Consider the following 18,867-nt stretch of genomic DNA (forward strand, 5'->3'; position numbering starts at 1 on the left):
ATATCTAAAGGTGGGTTATGGTTACAGCACGACCATCATGCTTTAACCATGTTTTTAAAAAGACCGGTTATTAACCAAGAAGGGGAGGAGAGCGGCCTCGATTACTGATAATAGAACCTGAACGTACTTTATCATCAGTAACTATGATAAGCCCTTCGGTTTTGAAAAAGGGAGTGCTCGATTCAATTACCGATAAAAATTCAGGTTCGATAAGATTGGCACAAATGGGACAAAGTGTGTCATCAGAGGTAATGCAATGTCCCGTATCAGCAAATTCTGAAGAATTGTGAAGCTCCAGGTTATGGTGGGAGTGTAACGTAGAAAAAGAAAGGCTGATACCCAGAAGGAGGATCAGCAAGAATCCGGTCGATATGTTAATTCTACGCTTTAACATAGTAGTTCCCAAATTATTACACTAACGTCTGTGAACCAAATTAAAGTACGTAAAAAAATATTTCTGAGGCTATAAGTTTATACTATTCGTAAAACTTAGTTTTATTCGATACAGTTAATTCAGTAAAAGAGTTATATGATTTTGGAGAAACTCATCAAACGTTCAGTTTTATTTTTTGCATTAGGAATATTATGGACGAGTTCCGCTTTGGCACAGCAGCAGTGGAATTGGCATATATCAAAAGGCACAGTTGTGGATGGAACTGGAGAAGCTTCCTACAAGGCTGATGTTTTAGTTCGCGGTGATTCTATTGGTTATATCGGGGAGGTGAATGCTGATACCATTCGAGCAGAACATGTTATAAATGCTTCCGGAAAAGTTATTACTCCCGGCTTTATTGATCCGCATGCCCATGGTGATCCGTTGGAAACACCGGAGTTCAACAACTTTCTGGCGATGGGAGTTACGACTATTGTGCTGGGACAAGATGGCTCTTCGCCTGCTGTGGGAGCCTTAAATGAATGGTTTGCAGAGGTCGAGGCGAAAAGTTCCGCAGTTAATATAGTGCTGTTTTCGGGACATGGGAGCATTCGTTCCAAGGTAAATATCGGTAAACAGAATCCTACGCAAAAAGAGTTAAAGCGAATGCGGAAACTATTGCAATCGGATTTGAATGCCGGGGCATTTGGGATGAGCATGGGATTGGAATACGTGCCAGGCATGTATGCCGAGAAGAATGAGCTGGAAGAACTATCCAAAGTTGTTGGTGATGCAAATGGCATAATTATGAGTCATATGCGCAGCGAGGATAATTCTGAAATTGAATCCTCGTTGGATGAGCTTGCTATGCAAGGTAAATATGCTCCCGTTCATGCATCGCATCTAAAAGTAGTGTACGGAGAAGGTGTTGATCGGGCAAAAGAAATCCTGAATTATATTAGTAAAATTCGCAATCAGGGGATTGATCTAACGGCTGATATATATCCATATTCGGCCAGTTTTACCGGGATTGGCATTGTATTTCCAGATTGGGCTAAAACCGAATCAGAGTGGAAGAATGCCTTGCAGGAGCGTCCCGAAGTACTTCGTCAATTTTTGGAAAATAAAGTAGCCCAGCGTAATGGTCCGGAAGCCATTCTCTTCGGGTCGGGTGAATTTGCTGGAATAACGCTCAAAGAAGCTGCAGATCAGGAAAACAAATCCGCGGTTGATTTGCTAATGGAGATGGGACCACAGTCAGCTTCTGCGGCTCATTTTGTGATGGATCAGGAGCTTCAGGATCGACTGATGTTAGGTGAAAGTGTGATGGTGAGTTCGGATGGGAGTCCGACGATGCATCACCCGCGAGGTTATGGGAGTTTTGCAAAAGTGATTCGGTACTATGTCAATGAAAAAGAGTTACTTAGTCTTGAAGAAGCCATTTATAAAATGAGCGGCTTACCGGCGAAAACACTCGGAATAGAAGATAGGGGTCGTATACAAGGAGGGATGAAAGCTGACTTGTTGATATTTGATCCCAAAGATGTTCAGGATAGAGCCACGTTTACCAACCCCCATAAATTAGCTGATGGTTTCGATTGGATTATGGTAAATGGTACGCTTGTGAGAGAAGGTGGTAAATTTAATGGAGAAAGGAAGGGGCAAGTGCTAAGAGATAGAAGTATATCAGGAAAATAGATTATCAAACACCTGTCGGAGGGTAGACCAGTCTAAATATAGGTAGATAACAAAGGCGATGCCGCTGATCAGGAAAAGGTAAGACGAATTTATCCAGTTTGTTGCTTCATTTTTATGATATTTTTCAATTAGTCCGCTGACGAAAATACCAACTGCGAATCCAAAAATGAAGTAGGTCATAAATTCGGAAATAGTAAAAAAAGCTCGTCCGATCAGATGTTATGACCGGACGAGTTGGATAGTTAGGCTGTTTTTAAAAGTTTTTTAAGTGTGATGCCTATTTCAGCGGGACTGTCAACAACAGTTACACCTGCATCACGCAGCGCTTTTTTCTTGGCATCAGCGCCACCTTCTCCGCCAGAAATAATGGCACCGGCGTGGCCCATGCGTCGGCCCGGAGGGGCTGTGCTACCTGCGATAAATGCTACAACAGGTTTATCTACATTTTCTTCGATATAAGCTGCTGCTTCCTCTTCTGCCGTACCACCGATTTCTCCAATCAGTACAATAGCTTCGGTATCATCATCAGCTTCAAAAAGTTTTACAGCATCGGTGTGTGTGGTCCCGATAACCGGATCACCGCCAATACCGATTGCGGTACTTTGTCCGAGATTGGCTTTTGTAAGCTGATCAACAGCTTCATAAGTGAGTGTTCCGGAACGAGAAATAAGACCCACATTACCGGGTATAAAAATATTGCCGGGCATAATTCCAATTTTGGCTTCGCCGGGGGTAATCACGCCAGGGCAGTTGGGTCCGATGAGCGTTGCTCCATGACTGTTAACAATCTGCTTGGCGGTAACCATATCCTTAACAGGGATACCTTCCGTAATACAGATAATGGTTTCTATTCCTGCAAAAGCAGCTTCAGAAATCGCATCACCGGCAAAAGCGGGGGGCACGAAGATAACCGATGTATTGGCATCTTCTTTTTTCACCGCATCGGCCACCGTATTATAAACGGGTAGCCCGTGGTGTTCTTGTCCGCCTTTTCCAGGCGTAACACCTGCCACCACATTGGTGCCGTAGTCAATCATCTGTTCGGCATGGAAGCTTCCTTCGCCGCCGGTAATTCCTTGTACAACTAATCGAGTATCATTACCTACAAGTACGCTCATGAACTTTCCTAAATTAAGTTAAAATAATTTCCTTAAGTCGGTCGGAATATACCGACATCATCATGATTTGGCAAAAGTTAAGAACTAATTACGAATTAAGAATTTTAAATTTGGAATTATTCTCTTGAAGGTGGTTTAAAAGTTGTAATTGCTGGATTAATTTCATCTTTTAATTACTAATTCTTTATTCGTAATTCTTAATTATAAAGGGATGATTATCATCAGCATTTCTGTTATTATTTCGCTGTTATGGCTACTATGATTCCCGATGAAAAAAAAGAAGAAGTACGCGGCGCGGCAGATATCGTCGAGGTGGTAGAGGATTATGTAAAATTGAAGCGATCTGGGCGCAGCTGGAAAGGTCTTTGTCCATTTCATGATGAAAAAACGCCTTCCTTTCATGTGACTCCCGATCTGGGAATCTATAAATGTTTTGGATGTGGAGAATCGGGTGATGTGTTTAATTTTGTGATGGAGATGGAAGGTGTGGGTTTTGTGGAGGCGATGCGCTCTCTTGCCGATCGCTACGGCGTTTCGCTGCCTGAAGAGGATGCCGAAGAGTTTGATGAAGAGCATAATCTTCGTGAGGGAATATATCATGCGCTGAAATATGCGGGGGTATTTTTCCACCGGCATTTAATGGAAACCAAGGAAGCCCAAAAAGCCCGTGACTACTTGCAAGAGCGAGGTTATGATCGTAGTATTATCAAAAAATATGGTCTTGGCTATGCACCTTCGGATGGTGAAAAACTTTACAGAACGGCGTTGGATTCCGGTCTTAATGAAGAATATTTGTTTGAAGCCGGACTCATAAAGCCGAGCAACAGGGGCGATGGATATTACGATGCTTTCCGCGGTCGGCTGATGTTCCCGATTTTCAATCCCTCGGGAAAAGTTATTGCCTATGCAGGACGAGTGCTTGGGAACGAGAAAACGGCCAAATATATTAACTCTCCACAGACAAAAGTTTATAACAAAAGTAAGGTACTTTACGGCATCAATTTTGCCAAGAATGATATTCGGAAAACCGACGAAGTTATTTTGGTTGAGGGTTATACGGATGTGATTTCACTGCAGCAATATGGAGTCAACAACGTGGCGGCATCAAGTGGAACATCTCTTACGCCCGATCAGATGAAACTGCTGCATCGCTATGGTGATACGATTACGATGATTTATGATGCAGATTCTGCCGGACAGCGTGCGATGAAACGCGGCATCAATATAGCTCTGCGCGAGGGAATGGATGTAAAATTGTTGGAGCTGCCCGAGGGTGAAGATCCCGATTCATTTGTTCGCCAGTTTGGAAAAGACTCATTCTTGGAATTAAAACGCGAGGAGGCTGAAGATTTTCTGAGTTACCAGATCCATAAAGCAAAAGAAGAGGGACGGTGGGAGGAGCCGGCAGAGAAGAAAAAAGTAATTTCCGAGATTCTGGAAAGTATTGCGCATATGCCGGATCAGGTATCTCGCGAAACCTATGTGCAGCATTTAAACAGCAAAGCAAAAATTGGAGATCGCGCGCTTTTTGATGAGCTCGGTAAAATCCGAAAGCAGCTGAAGGATGAACGCAAAAAAGCCCGCCAGCGCGAGAAGAGAAGAGAAGAACGGGAGGCTCGACGTCAACAGGAGCAACAGGATGACGGAGATCAGCGGCCACAGGCTCCGGTACCTCATTCGGTTGGATATAATGATCGGGAAGTCTCCCAGTCACCCAAAAAGAACCAGCCCGAACCGCCCAAAAAGCGTCCCAATTATGAAAAGGAGTTGATTCGCCTGATGCTGATGTATGACCGGGATATAATTGACTATATCGGTTCGCAGTGTAACGAGCAGCAATTTGAGGATAAGCAGCTCCGCAATTTTTATAAGGATATTATCGAACGATATAAGGATGAGAAAGAAGTTTCGGTCGAGGCTTATGCCGAACGCGAGCATCCCTATCCCGAGCTGGTGGGTGAAATCGTGCTCGAGGAGCATTCCGTAAGTGAGCGTCACCACGAAAAAATTGGCGTGCAGTATAAGAAGGATAAAAATCCTTATCGTACGGCCAAAGGTGCCCTAAAGGCACTTAAGATTCATTACTTGGATCGTCTGCAAGTTGATTTATACGAGCGTTATAATTCATCCGAAGAAGAGGGTGAGCAAAAAAAGGTGATGAAGGCGATGAAAGAGGCGGGGCGTCAGCGGACGTTAATGCAGGAATCTCCAATCGATGAACTGTTTCCCGATCCTGATTCTGATGTAGCAAAAAAAGTGTCGGATAAAGTGTTTGAGTATAAAATGAAGCATGAACGTGAGGAGTAATAATCAAATATTAATTAGTTCGAATGTCTGATTTTACTATAGAATTAAACGTTGCTAAGAAGGCTGCAAAATCAGCGGCTCAAATTATTAGCAAATATCAGAAGGACAGTAACTTTTCGGTCGATTTTAAAGGCAAAAATGATCTGGTTACCGAAGCGGATGTAAGGGCGGAAGAAGAAATCCTCTCTGTGATCAAAAAGGAATTTCCAGAAGATCACATTCTTGCTGAAGAGTCATCGGTAGAACAGGCAATGCCTGAGGGACGAACTTGGTTAATTGATCCCATCGATGGCACCACAAACTTTGCGCATGGTTTTCCGGTGTACTGCGTTTCGATCGGACTTTGGGAACATGGCGAATCTAAAATGGGATTGGTGCTTGAAGTTGCGGGTGACGAGTGTTTTACAGCTATACAGGATAAGGGAGCCTATTTGAATGGCAATCCTATCTCGGTATCCAAGCTCGATAATCCTGCTGACGCACTGGTAGGCACGGGATTTCCTTATAACGATTTAAGTCTTGCGGATAATTATTTGCAGTTTTTCCGCATGTTGATGAGCAATATTCAGGGCGTTCGTCGTCCGGGGGCGGCTTCCTATGATTTGTGCTGCGTGGCTTGTGGACGCTTTGAAGGGTTCTATGAGTATGCTCTTAATCCATGGGATGTGGGGGCGGCAGCTTTAATTGTTCAGGAGGCAGGTGGAAAAGTCACTGATTGGTCCGGCGGCGATGATTGGCTTTTTGGTAAACGAATTATAGCAGGAAATCCAGTGGTGCATAAATTTCTGTTAGAAGAGATGACAAATTATTTTGATAAGGATGAGATAAAAGCAAACGTATAAACGGCAAATGGCAGATGTTTAATAGTACTCTTACTATGTCTGCCATCTCACGTTTAACGTCTGTTACCGTCTTGGTTCTGTCTCAAAAAAAGCATTAAAGGAAGCCATCGGTACCGGTCCGTTGTGATATTTAAACGGCTCACCATAAGTGGTTCCAATCAGATGACCATAGTGCCGGGCACGGGCTTCAATTCCCTCGAAAAACTGTTCGTTGGAGATATATGTTTCGGGCTCGTCACCGGGATCTTGTACGTTAAATTGGGATTCAAAAGCTAAAATAGCTTCTTTCTTGGTTTTAAACGTATCTGAAATATCAAAGACAATGTCGGGCTTAAAGGGGCGATCTTGCATGAAATGGAGCACATGCGAAGGACGCCAACGTTCTTGTGGATCACCCTGCTCGTCAAAAGTTTCAATTTTCGTTAGACCACTAAAGAAAATGGCATCCAAAGCCAGCTGCGTGCCATTGCCATGATCGGGATGACGATCCGAAGGAGCCCCTACCAAACAGATATGCGGCTGGTATTTCCGAATTTTTTGGATGATTTTTTTCTGATATTCTCTTGTACTTTCGAGCTTGGTATCGGGCAGTCCTAAGTTTTCGCGTACTTCGAGTCCAATAATATTGGAAGCATTTTGGGCTTCCTGCAGCCGCTGTTCGGGAGTGCCGCGACTTCCCATTTCTCCCTGCGTAAAATCAATTACTCCAACTTTTTTGCCTTTATTTACGAGTGCTGCAAGTGTGCCTCCGCAGCAAAGTTCAGTATCATCGGGATGAGAAGACAGTGCTAAAATATCCAGTTCCATATCATGTAGTTTTTTCAATTTTACCGTATAATATAGCTGAATTTTGAGGGATCGCTAAAAAATGAAATTCTTAACTTTCTTGTAACGATTTTTATTTTAGCTCGTAAAGGAGACGTTATACAATTTAAACCTGAAAGAAGGGTATGTCTAAGATAAGTCGATTTGTCAATAGCAGCTGGGAGGGACTCAAGATTTCTTTGAGCGCTTTGGGCATTAATAAAACTCGTTCCTTTCTCACGACGCTTTGCATCATTATTGGTATTGTGATGGTAACGCTGATGAATGCTGTGAGTAATGGCATGGATGCTGAATTTGATAAGAGCATGGCTATGATGGGTCAGAATGTGGTATATGTTGAGAAGCATCCGTGGAATAGGGGACCTAATTATGAGTGGTGGAAGTATCGCAGTCGAAGAGATATTAAGTTGGATTATGTTGAAGATATCCGTGAGTCGAGTCGGCTTGCTTCTGCTGTTTCAGCATCGGCATCGCGGGGGACATCGATCAGGTATGAAGATGTGAGTGCGGATGGCGTTTTTATTGCCGGGGTTACGGATAAATATTTTGATACGGCCGGACTGGACATCGAAATGGGTCGTGCTTTTACCCCCGAAGAAATACAACGGGGAGCTAAAGTGACGGTCTTGGGAGCAACACTGGCAGAAAACCTATTTGATCGTAAGAATCCGCTAAATGAAGAGGTTCGTATCGGTGGTCAGCGGTTTAGGGTGATTGGATTACTGGAAAAACAAGGAAAATTTTTGGGATTAGCTGATATGGATCGGCGTGCTATAACACCGATTAAAGCTTATGGGCAGCTTTTTAGTTTACGCAGCAATATTCAAATCGCTGTAAAATTCCCAAATGAAGAGATTCTGGAAGAAGGAGAGTATGAAATAGAGGGCATAATGCGTCGTGTTCGCGGTCTTGATGCTACCGAAGACAATGATTTTGAGCTGAACAAACCTCAGGCTTTTGAAGCTCAGCTCGCATCATTTAAAGCTGGTCTCTATATGGTGGGAGGAGGGCTTACAGCGCTCTCATTAATAATTGGGGGTATCGGTGTGATGAACATCATGTTTGTATCAGTACGTGAACGCACCAAAGAGATTGGAATCCGTAAAGCAGTAGGAGCCAAAGCGTGGGAAATATTATACCAGTTTTTGATTGAGGCCGTAATCATGTGTCTTTTAGGTGGGTTGATAGGACTCTTGCTTTCTTATCCACTGAGCATGTTATTGAACCAGATATTTGTGGCCAGCATTGATATCAGCGTTGTTATTGCAGCTATTATATTGTGCTCGATTGTAGGCCTGGTTTTTGGATTTATCCCGGCTTATCGTGCTGCAAAATCAGATCCCATAGAATCATTGAGATACGAATAAGATGAATATTAAAGAAGTATTTAAACAGGCGTTTGATTCTCTCTGGGCCAATAAGTTACGGTCCTCACTAACCTTGTTGGCTCTTGTTGTAGGCGTTTTTTCGGTGATTGTTTCTACTACAGCGGTAGCCGTACTGGATAACTTTTTTCAGAATACGATGAGTGTGATGGGAGGAGATGTGATTAACGTTTCGAAAACACCATCTGTTCAGATGGGCGGAAGTGCAGAAAATGTACGAAATCGCCAGGATATTACTTTCGAAACAGCCGAACGGCTGCAAGAAATGTTACGGTTGGCAGAGGATGTGAGTCCGGATGAGACATTTGATTATACCAAAGTAATGTATGGGGATGAGGAAACGGATCCCACGGTGAGAATAATCGGGAGTAACCAGTATTACCTTGATAACAATGCTTATGAACTGAGTGAGGGTCGTAATTTTAGTTCTGAAGATATCCAGTATGGACGGTTGTTAGCGATTATCGGGCATGATATTCAACAAGAGTTATTTCAAAATGTTAATCCCCTTGGGAAAAGTATACGAATAGCGGGACAGCAGTACAGGATTATTGGTACGTTAGATGAGAAGGGGAGTGTCTTTGGCCAATCGCAGGATAAGTTTGTGCTGATTCCCTATACCGCAGGCCTTATGATTTATGGTGGTGACCGCAATATTGATATCCAGGTTAAAGCGCCGGCGATGGATTTTATAGAAGCGGCTATGGATGAAATTACGGGGGTAATGAGAGTTATTCGCAAAGTGGCTCCCGGGGCCGAAAATGATTTTGAAATTGAAACGAATGATTCTCTGGCAGGTACCTTTGATCAGTTTACGTTTATCCTGTATGCTGTCGGTTTTGTAATTGGCGGTATTACGCTATTTGGGGCCGGTATCGGGGTAATGAATATTATGCTTGTGTCTGTAACCGAACGTACCCGTGAAATTGGGCTCCGCAAAGCAGTAGGGGCAACGAAAAAAGCAATTGTGTCTCAGTTTCTTACGGAAACAATTTTTATTTGTCAGCTGGGTGGACTTATAGGAATTGCGCTTGGAATACTGGCTGGCAATGGCATGGCTTTATGGATTGAAACCGAACCTGTTATCCCGATATGGGCGGTGTTGACCGGCTTTTTTGGGATGTTCTTCATTGCTTTGTTATTTGGAGTGTATCCTGCTTATAAAGCTGCCCGCTTAGATCCTATCGATAGTCTTCGCTACGAATAATTTTCTCTGTCGTATAATGAAAGATGATCAACTGCATGTTCTGATAATTGGTTTTGTATGGCCCGAGCCCAATTCCTCGGCTGCCGGCAAACGCATGCTTGAACTAATCCACCTATTTAAAGATCAGGGGTGGGAAGTAACGTTCGCAAGCTCTGCTGCCGAAACAGATCATATGAGCAACTTGGAGGATATTGGTATCGACCAGGTTTCTATCAAGATGAATAGCTCAACATTTAACGAATTTGTCAGAGAGCTTAATCCTTCTATTGTTCTTTTTGATCGATTTGTAGTTGAAGAACAGTTCGGATGGCGTGTTGCCGAGGAGTGTCCGGATGCACTGCGGATACTGGATACCGAAGATTTGCATTTTTTGCGAAGGGCGCGAAAAAAAGCACATAATGAAAATCGGGTCTGTACGAATGAAGACCTATTATCATCGAAAGATGCCAAGCGGGAGATAGCAAGTATTTTTCGATCGGATTTGTCTCTAATTATTTCTTATACCGAAATGGATCTGCTTCGTAACGTATTCAATATAGATTCGGACTTGCTGCAATATGTTCCTTTTCTGCTTGATCCAATGACGGATGATGAAAAGAACGCGTTGCCGGACTTTAGTGATCGAAGTGACTTCGTAACTATTGGTAACTTCAGACATCCCCCGAATATGGATGCGGTCAGGTATTTAAAAAAGAAGATTTGGCCGTTGATTAGAAAGGAACTGCCTGATGCACGGCTGTGCGTATATGGAGCTTATGTTACGCAGGAAGCAGAACAGATGCACAGCCCTGAAGAAGGATTTTTGGTGAAAGGCAGGATAGAGGATGCTAAACAGGTTGTAGCTAATGCAAAAGTACTGTTAGCTCCCCTTCGGTTTGGGGCGGGCCTTAAAGGCAAGTTGGTAGAAGCTATGCAGTGCGGAACGCCAAGTGTCACTACAAGTATGGGTGCAGAGGGTATAACTCGTGATAGAGATAATTGGGCCGGGATAATTGTCGATGATCCTGAAGACTTTGCTGCTGCAGCGCGAAATCTTTATTGTGCTGAAAAAACATGGAATGATGCGCAGGAAAAGGGGTTTTTAATTCTTAATAAGGAATTTATAAAACCGGATTTCAATAGGCAGTTAATAGAGAGGTTAAACTATCTTCAGAAACATCTCCAAGAGCATCGTGCCCATAATTTTATCGGTCAAATGCTAATGCATCATACTGCTGAAAGTACAAAGTATATGGGACGCTGGATTGAAGCTAAAAATAAGAATATGTAATATTTAAAGTCCACATATTTCCTTATAATTAAGAGGATGTAGCTTATTACGTTAACAAGATTACCAAAATCATGGATGAAGAGATTTTAGAAAATTTAAATGAAGAGCTGGATAGCGCACTCGATCGTGGCCGCCAAATGGTAGAAGACGAAGAGCTGGCGAAACGCATTGAGGAGTTAAAATTACGAGCCGAAAATCTAATCCGGAAACATCCTGTTAAAAGTTTAGCAGGTGGATTATTGATTGGTTATATCGTTGGCAAGTTGTTGAGTTCAGAAGACTAAAAATAATGAATAGCGATAAACAGAAAGATCAGCTGGGTAAGCGATTACGAGCTATAACCTCTGATTTGAAACTATATCTCGAAAAGCGTATTGAGCTCACGATGCTCAATATAGGAGAAGCTATTTCCGGATTAATGGCTGCTTCGGTACAGCGTGGAATTGGCGTTTTTCTGCTTTTGGGTGGCATCTGTTTTCTTCTGTTTGCCCTGGCTATTTACCTTGGAGATCTGTTTGGAAGTCGAAGTTTAGGCTATGTATTGGTATCACTCCCGTTATTGCTGGTGGGAGGACTTTTTATGTATTTGAAGCCAGAAAGCGTATTTAAGCAGATTCAACAGCAGTTTAAAAATGAAGTAATAAAGTCAATTGAGCAAAATGGAAAGTCCGCCAAAGAGTCTTTGAAAATTGAAAAAGAAGCGCATTCAAAATCCAAAGAAGGATAAGGTACTATTATGGCACAAAAAAAAGTTGATGAGCTGGAGAAAAAGAAGCAGGAGCTGGAAGAGGAATTAAATAACATTGAGGGAGAGCTCGATAGTTCTATTGACCAGGTTCGTGAAGATGTAGGTAGCAGTTTAAATCCCAAAAATATAATTCGGAAGCATCCCTTGCCTATTGTTGGAGCCTCAGCGGTAATAGGATTTTTATTGGGTCATAAAAGAAGAAAGTCATCTACATCCACATCTGATAATGGGGGAGATTTTAGCGGGGCACTCTTATCTGAATTAAAGAGACTTGCTACTCGCAAAGCTATAAATTTTGCTACTGACTATGTTGAGAATATCCTTGAAGAAAAGGCTGAAGAGCACTTATCGTCCAGCGATGCTGAAAAGGATGATTAATAAAGCCTTTTAATTCTTTTACGCAAAAAAACCTTCCTTTCTGTAACAATTCATCTCATTCATCGTGTAACCTCCCGAGTTGTAAACCCAAAAATTAAATTATCGACATGCGCAAAGGTATTTGTTTATTATTTAGTGTATTAATATTGAGTGTTGCTGCCTATGCTCAGGATTCGCAGCCCAAAACTATTTCACTGCAAGAGGCTATTGATATAGCTCTGGAGAATAACTATCAGCTTAAACAAGCATCCAATAATTTAAATTTAGCTGAAAGTAGTATTAAGAGTGAATATGCTGATTTTGCCCCTTCAATTTCCGCTAACCTTAGTGGATCAAGTAGAAAAGGGCAACAATTGGTTCGGCAGGGAGATACGCAGGTGTTTGAGGATAATGTTACTAATGGCTTAAGGGGGAACTTGAGTGCAGACGTATCCCTTTTTAATGGATTTGAAAATATTTTAAGTCTTAGAATAAGCAAAGCAGATAGACTTTCTTCTGAAGAAAAGCTGCAAAGAGCTAAAGAAGATGTGATTTTCAATGCGGCATCAAGTTTCTTGCAGGTTCTCTTGGATGAGCAGTTGGTACAAATTGCCAAAGAAAATCTGGAAGCCTCTAAAAAACAGTTGAAGCAGGTAAAGGCACAGGTAGAAGTCGGTTCACGTCCTACAGTAGATTTATATAATCAAGAGTCAACGGTAGCCAGTAATGAACTAACCCTGACACAGCGAGAGAATAATTTAAAGATGAGCAGGCTTGCACTAATTCGACAATTGCAGATTGATCCCCGTGGAAATTATGAGTTTGTAAACCCGAAACTTGAATCTGATGGCAACATTCAGGTAGGAGGACAAGAGTTCAATATTGATGAATTAATAACGAATGCATTGGAGAATCGTTCTGATCTTAAAAGTAAAATGGCTGATCTAACGACACTTGAGCTTCAGTTGAAACAGGCAAAATATAACCTGATTCCTACCTTAAGTGCGAATGCTGGATTGTCGTCTTCATATAGCGATCAATATTTTGGCGGCGGAATTCCCTTTAGTGATCAGTTTTACGATCAAAATTATACGATGTCGATAGGATTTTCACTAAATATTCCAATCTTCAACAATTGGAATCGTATGAATCGTATACAGACGGCAAAGATAAATTTAAAAAATGCGAAGCTCGGGTTAGAAAATACAAGATTACAAATCATTCAAGAGGTTACACAGGCGTATAATGATTATTTATCGTATCAAAAAGAGTTAGAATCAACAAGAAAGGCATTGCGGGCTGCTGAAAGAACGTATAAAACCCAACAAGAACGATATAATGTAGGTGCGAGTACTTTAATTGAGCTTAGTGACGCCAATGCAAGTTATGTTCAGGCAAAGTCAGATAATGCCCGTGCGTTGTATAATCTGATATTCCAAGAAAAACTCTTGGATTATTACTTAGGTAAGTTAGATAAAGAAATGTCGTTAAATTAAGAGAAGAGACTTAACAAAATGTCAAAAAAGAAAAAGTCAGCTACGCAGAAACTATTATACGTAGGTATAGGTCTTATCGTATTGTTAGGAGCAGGGGCAATATTAGGTAAGACGATGGGATGGATAGGGGGCGAACCGGCAGCAAAGAATGTTGAAGCTACCGAAGCCAAACTAAAAACTATAACACAGATTGTATCGGCATCCGGAAAGATGCAGCCGGAAGTAGAGGTGATTTTACGTCCGGAAGTTTCCGGAGAGATCATAGAATTACCTATAAAAGAAGGGGATTATGTAAAACAGGGAGAGCTTTTGGTACGTATAAAGCCTGATATTTATCAGGCCAGAATTGATGAAACCAATGCTATGCTGCTCACACAAAAAGCACGCATGGAACAGGCCCGTGCTTCGCTGTTAGAAGCTGAATCGGTTTATGAGCAGAATAAGCAGCTTTTCGAGAAAGGAGCTATTTCCAAGACAGAATACGTACAATCGAAAACCAACTACGAGTCTCAAAAGGCAAACTTTAACGCTGCAAAATACCAGGTGCAAAGCAGTGAAGCCCAGCTTGAGCAGGCAAAGGAGGAATTGCAAAAAACAAATATCAGATCGCCTCGTGATGGAACGATAAGTAAGTTAGCTGTCGAAGTTGGGGAACGAGTGTTGGGGAATACCCAATCCATAGGAACGGAACTCCTTAGGATAGCCAATATGGATCAGATGGAAGTTCAGGTACAGGTTAATGAAAATGATATCGTAAATGTTTCAGCCGGAGATACTGCAAATATTGAGGTTGATGCCTATCCCGACCGTACATTTAATGGGGTAGTGACAGAAATAGCTAACTCTGCTGAAATTTCCGGAGAGGGGACGAATGAACAGGTCACTAACTATGAAGTAAAAATTCGGGTAGCCACGCCTCACAATCTTGATATGGTTGGGGACAAAGAGCTGGTTCAGCAGGCTTCGAAAGAAATGCCGGAAGATAAATTTATCCCATCGTTTAAGCCGGGAATGTCGGCGACGGTAGACGTTCAAACACAGACCGTGCGCAATGTCGTTTCGGTTCCCATACAAGCAGTGACAGTGCGAGATTTTGCTGATGAAAATAGATCGGCACAGAATGATACTACGGAAAGTGATACCACCAATATTGATGAAGATCTGATTATCCCCGAAGAAGATATGCGAAAAGTGGTGTTTGTTGTTGAAGATGGTGAAGCACAACGGAAGGAAGTTAAAACAGGCATCAGTGATAATACCCATATTCAGGTTTTATCAGGGCTTGAAGCCGGTGAGCAGGTAGTTACGGGTAGTTATCGTATGCTATCTCGTGAGCTTTCCAATGGTGATAAGGTGAAAGTAAATAATAATAAGTTTAGCGGAATGGCTTCAAATTAAGAGTAGAATGGCAAAACCGATTATTCAGGTAGCGGACTTAACGAAAATTTATCAGATGGGAACCCAAGAGGTGCGCGCTCTTGATGGTGTTACCTTTGATGTATTGGAGAATGAATACATCGCGATTATGGGTCCATCCGGATCGGGTAAATCTACGTTGATGAATCTTATTGGCTGCCTGGATACCCCAACTTCGGGTGCCTATATTTTAAATGGGGAGGATGTAAGCCAATTTGACGATGCTGATCTCGCAGAAGTTCGTAATCGGGAAATTGGATTCGTATTTCAAACTTTTAATTTACTTCCCCGAACAGATTGCCTATCAAATGTGGAACTGCCACTAATTTATTCGGGCGTTAAAACGGCTGAACGGCATGAACGATCCGCAAAAACATTAGAACGAGTTGGACTGGGAGACCGCATTGATCACAAACCCAATGAGCTTTCGGGCGGACAGCGCCAACGTGTAGCCATTGCTCGTGCCCTGGTTAATAATCCCTCTATTTTGTTGGCCGATGAACCTACAGGGAACCTTGATACCCAAACAGGTGAAGAGATTATGATGCTGTTTGAGGAGCTTTATCGGTCGGGTAATACGATTATCGTGGTTACGCATGAGCCGGAAATTGCCGAGCATGCCCGTCGAATTATCCGCCTTCGAGACGGTAAAATTGAAAGCGATGAGAAAGTTGAGGATCCTGCCTTGGAAAATGAAGAGATTCAAATTGAAGCAGCTACAGCATAGCCTTTGCAGTTTTTGTTTTAATACTCTTTTTGCTGACATTTGGGTTTTGTGGCAGCAAAATTATGATTAACATCATGTAAATGATTTAATCAAATTCTCTTGCCATGAAAATTCTTTACGTTTTTCCACATCCCGATGACGAGTCATTTGGCCCGGCTCCGGCAATTGCTGCTCAGCGTAGAAAAAGCCATGAAGTATATCTTCTTACTCTTACTAAGGGAGAGGCTACTAAACAGCGATTTCGTTTGGGAATCAATAAAAAAGAGATGGGAGAGATACGTTATAAAGAAATGCAATGTGTAGAAAAAGCACTTGATTTAAACGGTATGACAGTCTTGGATTTGCCCGATAGTGGATTAAAGGAGATGGATCCTGCCGATATTGAAAAAGTGATTCATAAACAGATTCAGGAAATAAAACCTGATGTATTGGTAACCTATGCCGTGCATGGTATCAGCGGATTTGAAGATCACTTGGTAAGTCATGCCGTAGTCAAGAGTGTGTATTGCAATTTAAAACGAGAAGAATTTGACTACCCCAAACGATTGGCATTTTTTACTCATTACAGTGAGAGTGAGGGAGATGGAAAGTTTAATCTAACTTCATCAAAACAGGACGATATTGATTGTTGGATTGAAGCCAATGAAGACGATTACCAAAAATTCTTATCGGCACTCGATTGTTATGAAACGTATCAAGAGGTGATCGAGGATAGCAATGTCAAGGAAGAGGTAGGGTATCGGGTGCCATTTGAAATTTTCCAGGAGAATTTTGATCCACCGCTTACTGATTTAGGAGATCAATTAGACGCGTAATATTAATTGCTAATATTAAATAACTGATGAAAAAAGATTTTCCCGTCTGGCTGAAAGGAACAACAATCTTATTTGGGCTTATATTATTGTTCGTCGTTTTATCGTATGGGAAGTTTATTTTAATGCCTCTCGTATTTGCTGCTCTCATCGCCATGTTATTAGATCCGATCAGCTCATGGTTACAACAATATAAGTTTAATAGAATTCTGGCAATTTTAACCAGCATTATACTAATTGCTGTAATTTTAGGCGGGATTATGTCGTTGCTTTCCATCCAGTTTATTCAGTTTGCGGATCGTCTGCCCGAGGCAAATGCCAAGATTCAGACGATGAGTAGTGATTTGATACAATTCTTTGAGTCCACATTTAATCTTACTCCTGACCGACAGATACAGTTTTTAGAACGGGGTCTTGAAACGGTTATCAATAAAAGCGGGGAATATGTCAGCACGATATTGGGGACTACAACCAGTGTGTTTACAACCATCGGGCTGCTACCATTTTTTGTATTTTTTATGATGTATTACAAAAAAATGTACCGCACATTCTTGCACACTGCTGTGGGTGGAAAAAACGATGCTATTGATTCTGTGATTGATAGCGTTCAAGCTGTGACCCAGAATTATATCGTGGGGATGATCACCGTTATTACCATTCTGGGAATCTTAAATGCAATAGGGCTATGGATTGTTGGCATTGACCACGTATTATTTTTTGCAGCATTTGCGGCTATCCTTGCGGTTATTCCCTATATAGGAATCATTCTGGGAAGTCTGCCCGCCATTATTTTTGCGCTTTTGTTTACCGATTCTCTATTAAATCCTATTGGAGTAGTGGCTGTGTTTGCGATAGTTCAGTTTCTCGAAGGAAATTTTATTACTCCCAATGTTATTGGTTCGCAAGTAAGTGTTAATCCCTTTATGGCATTAGTTGCACTCGTAATCGGTGGTCAGCTGTGGGGTATTTCAGGGATGATATTATTTGTGCCTCTGTTGGGAATCTTAAAATGTGTATTCGATCAGGTTGAAGCACTAAAACCATACGGTTATCTACTGGGTAATCGTACAGAGTATAAACCTGCTGAATCAGCAATAAAAAGTAGCAGTAGCGATGATTAAAGTTCTCGTAGCCGGCTACGCGTCTTCCAAATCGCTCTTAAAAAAGGAATATAGGGGACACTACTCATAATTTTCAGGTCATCCTGAATAGAGGATTCCTCCGCGAGAAATCGAAAAATATCATCCAGGGAATTATTCTTAAAAAGATGATTAAAGATCTGAAGCGCGTCCTTGGGATGTTGATCGATAATTTGTAGCAGCCAAAGATCGTATGCTTTAAATCTCTTTTTAGAGGGGGGCTGCGGTTGTAATTCCCCCTTTGAGAGTAAATCTCCTACAACTGCATCAGTTTGCTTTTGGATACGTTTGAACGTATAGCCGGTGGAGGGTTTGGTAACACCGCCAACCATACCCAGATTAAATATTCCAGGCTTATACCATGGCTTGTGGGGGCGATCTTCCATTGGTATTTTGCCAAACTCCTTTCTTTCAATGCTGTAATCAATTGGTTTCAGATTAAATCGGTTGCTTAAATATAGAGATACCTTCTCCTCGTATTGCTTTTTATTAAGGAGTGAATCTGAAAAAATAGTGTATTCAATAAGGGCAGAAGTTTTTGACCAGGACAGCAGATAGATGAAGGCTATTCCATCCTTAAACGTCTGATCAAAATCCATTAACGTAAAAAAACTGTCATCAAAAACCGGTTTTGATGCACTAATTTCCCATCCCAGAAAATGTTGGAGCAGTGGATGTCGAGGCTGATCTTCGGCATTATCCCAGGGATTAAAGCAACTTTGGAAAATATAGTCTGCTTCAAATGAATTTGTATCAGTATGCAACGTGGGGGAGCTACCATTAAATGATAGCTCCTTGATTGGAGTTTCAAGCAGATCAAAATTGGGATGATCTTTAAGATTACTCAAAATATTATTGCGAAAATCGCCGCTCCGCAGACAGTAGTAGGTATAATTGGTTAGCCGTTCAATAGAACGGTTTCCAAAAATACTGACTTCTGCTTTTTTCCATTTTCGATAAATCAGATCCTTAAAGGGAGGGTTGTCAGCATCCCAAAAACACCAGGTTTTATCATTTGATGGGGTTAGAGACTGATCAACGACAAGGATTTTCTTTTCTGATAATGGTGAATGCAGCATTTTTGATGCCAGGGAAAGTCCTGATGCGCCTGCACCTGCTATGATATAATCGTACTGCTGCATAATAA

At 41.8% G+C, this 18,867-nt stretch carries 18 protein-coding genes; 14 read left to right on the forward strand and 4 right to left on the reverse strand.

The window, feature by feature from the left end; translation table 11 throughout:
• Window positions 1–70 precede the first annotated feature (70 nt).
• On the reverse strand, window positions 71–394 hold the full coding sequence (locus tag ACQ4LT_RS11725; protein WP_445666241.1) for a hypothetical protein: 324 nt from the start codon (window positions 392–394) through the stop codon (window positions 71–73).
• A gap of 135 nt (window positions 395–529) precedes the next feature.
• Here ACQ4LT_RS11725 and ACQ4LT_RS11730 point away from each other — a divergent pair, with 135 nt between their 5' ends.
• Window positions 530–2,071, forward strand: coding sequence for an N-acyl-D-amino-acid deacylase family protein (locus tag ACQ4LT_RS11730; RefSeq protein WP_445666242.1), 1,542 nt, complete (start codon window positions 530–532; stop codon window positions 2,069–2,071).
• Between the two features lie 242 nt (window positions 2,072–2,313).
• On the opposite strand, the gene sucD is transcribed toward ACQ4LT_RS11730, so the two are convergent.
• Window positions 2,314–3,189 carry a succinate--CoA ligase subunit alpha gene (gene sucD, locus ACQ4LT_RS11735; protein ID WP_445666243.1) on the reverse strand — a complete coding sequence of 292 codons (876 nt, stop codon included), beginning with the start codon at window positions 3,187–3,189 and terminating at the stop codon, window positions 2,314–2,316.
• 249 nt (window positions 3,190–3,438) lie between these two features.
• On the opposite strand from sucD, the gene dnaG reads away from it, so the two are divergent.
• Window positions 3,439–5,496 carry a DNA primase gene (gene dnaG, locus ACQ4LT_RS11740; protein ID WP_445666244.1) on the forward strand — a complete coding sequence of 686 codons (2,058 nt, stop codon included), beginning with the start codon at window positions 3,439–3,441 and terminating at the stop codon, window positions 5,494–5,496.
• A gap of 23 nt (window positions 5,497–5,519) precedes the next feature.
• Complete coding sequence (locus tag ACQ4LT_RS11745; protein ID WP_445666245.1) at window positions 5,520–6,338, forward strand: inositol monophosphatase family protein; 819 nt, start codon at window positions 5,520–5,522, stop codon at window positions 6,336–6,338.
• A 63-nt stretch (window positions 6,339–6,401) separates the two neighbouring features.
• Here ACQ4LT_RS11745 and bshB1 read toward each other — a convergent pair whose 3' ends face one another.
• On the reverse strand, window positions 6,402–7,163 hold the full coding sequence (gene bshB1, locus ACQ4LT_RS11750; protein ID WP_445666246.1) for a bacillithiol biosynthesis deacetylase BshB1: 762 nt from the start codon (window positions 7,161–7,163) through the stop codon (window positions 6,402–6,404).
• 125 nt (window positions 7,164–7,288) lie between these two features.
• Here bshB1 and ACQ4LT_RS11755 point away from each other — a divergent pair, with 125 nt between their 5' ends.
• The 11 genes from ACQ4LT_RS11755 to ACQ4LT_RS11805 all read left to right on the forward strand — a co-directional run bounded on the left by ACQ4LT_RS11755 (window position 7,289) and on the right by ACQ4LT_RS11805 (window position 17,702).
• A complete protein-coding gene (locus ACQ4LT_RS11755; RefSeq protein WP_445666247.1) occupies window positions 7,289–8,530 on the forward strand; it encodes an ABC transporter permease in 1,242 nt (413 codons plus the stop codon).
• Between the two features lies 1 nt (window position 8,531).
• Window positions 8,532–9,755, forward strand: coding sequence for an ABC transporter permease (locus tag ACQ4LT_RS11760; protein ID WP_445666248.1), 1,224 nt, complete (start codon window positions 8,532–8,534; stop codon window positions 9,753–9,755).
• 16 nt (window positions 9,756–9,771) lie between these two features.
• Window positions 9,772–11,025, forward strand: coding sequence for a glycosyltransferase (locus ACQ4LT_RS11765; protein WP_445666249.1), 1,254 nt, complete (start codon window positions 9,772–9,774; stop codon window positions 11,023–11,025).
• A gap of 71 nt (window positions 11,026–11,096) precedes the next feature.
• The gene (locus ACQ4LT_RS11770; RefSeq protein WP_445666250.1) at window positions 11,097–11,309 is read left to right on the forward strand and encodes a hypothetical protein; all 213 of its coding nucleotides are present in this window, start codon (window positions 11,097–11,099) and stop codon (window positions 11,307–11,309) included.
• 5 nt (window positions 11,310–11,314) lie between these two features.
• The gene (locus tag ACQ4LT_RS11775; protein WP_445666251.1) at window positions 11,315–11,752 is read left to right on the forward strand and encodes a phage holin family protein; all 438 of its coding nucleotides are present in this window, start codon (window positions 11,315–11,317) and stop codon (window positions 11,750–11,752) included.
• 9 nt (window positions 11,753–11,761) lie between these two features.
• A complete protein-coding gene (locus ACQ4LT_RS11780) occupies window positions 11,762–12,151 on the forward strand; it encodes a hypothetical protein (protein WP_445666252.1) in 390 nt (129 codons plus the stop codon).
• A 107-nt stretch (window positions 12,152–12,258) separates the two neighbouring features.
• Entirely contained in the window at window positions 12,259–13,626 is a 1,368-nt protein-coding gene (locus ACQ4LT_RS11785) for a TolC family protein (protein ID WP_445666253.1), read from the forward strand.
• A gap of 18 nt (window positions 13,627–13,644) precedes the next feature.
• A complete protein-coding gene (locus ACQ4LT_RS11790; protein ID WP_445666254.1) occupies window positions 13,645–15,024 on the forward strand; it encodes an efflux RND transporter periplasmic adaptor subunit in 1,380 nt (459 codons plus the stop codon).
• Between the two features lie 7 nt (window positions 15,025–15,031).
• On the forward strand, window positions 15,032–15,769 hold the full coding sequence (locus tag ACQ4LT_RS11795; RefSeq protein WP_445666255.1) for an ABC transporter ATP-binding protein: 738 nt from the start codon (window positions 15,032–15,034) through the stop codon (window positions 15,767–15,769).
• A gap of 104 nt (window positions 15,770–15,873) precedes the next feature.
• On the forward strand, window positions 15,874–16,584 hold the full coding sequence (locus tag ACQ4LT_RS11800) for a PIG-L deacetylase family protein (protein WP_445666256.1): 711 nt from the start codon (window positions 15,874–15,876) through the stop codon (window positions 16,582–16,584).
• Window positions 16,585–16,610: 26 nt separating this feature from the next.
• Window positions 16,611–17,702 (forward strand): AI-2E family transporter, encoded by a 1,092-nt coding sequence (locus ACQ4LT_RS11805; RefSeq protein ID WP_445666257.1) that lies wholly within the window; start codon window positions 16,611–16,613, stop codon window positions 17,700–17,702.
• On the opposite strand, the gene ACQ4LT_RS11810 is transcribed toward ACQ4LT_RS11805, so the two are convergent.
• A complete protein-coding gene (locus ACQ4LT_RS11810) occupies window positions 17,699–18,862 on the reverse strand; it encodes a lycopene cyclase family protein (RefSeq protein WP_445666258.1) in 1,164 nt (387 codons plus the stop codon). The two genes, ACQ4LT_RS11805 and ACQ4LT_RS11810, sit on opposite strands and share 4 nt — an antisense overlap.
• Window positions 18,863–18,867: the final 5 nt, after the last annotated feature.

It is taken from the genome of Fodinibius sp. AD559 (assembly GCF_052712805.1).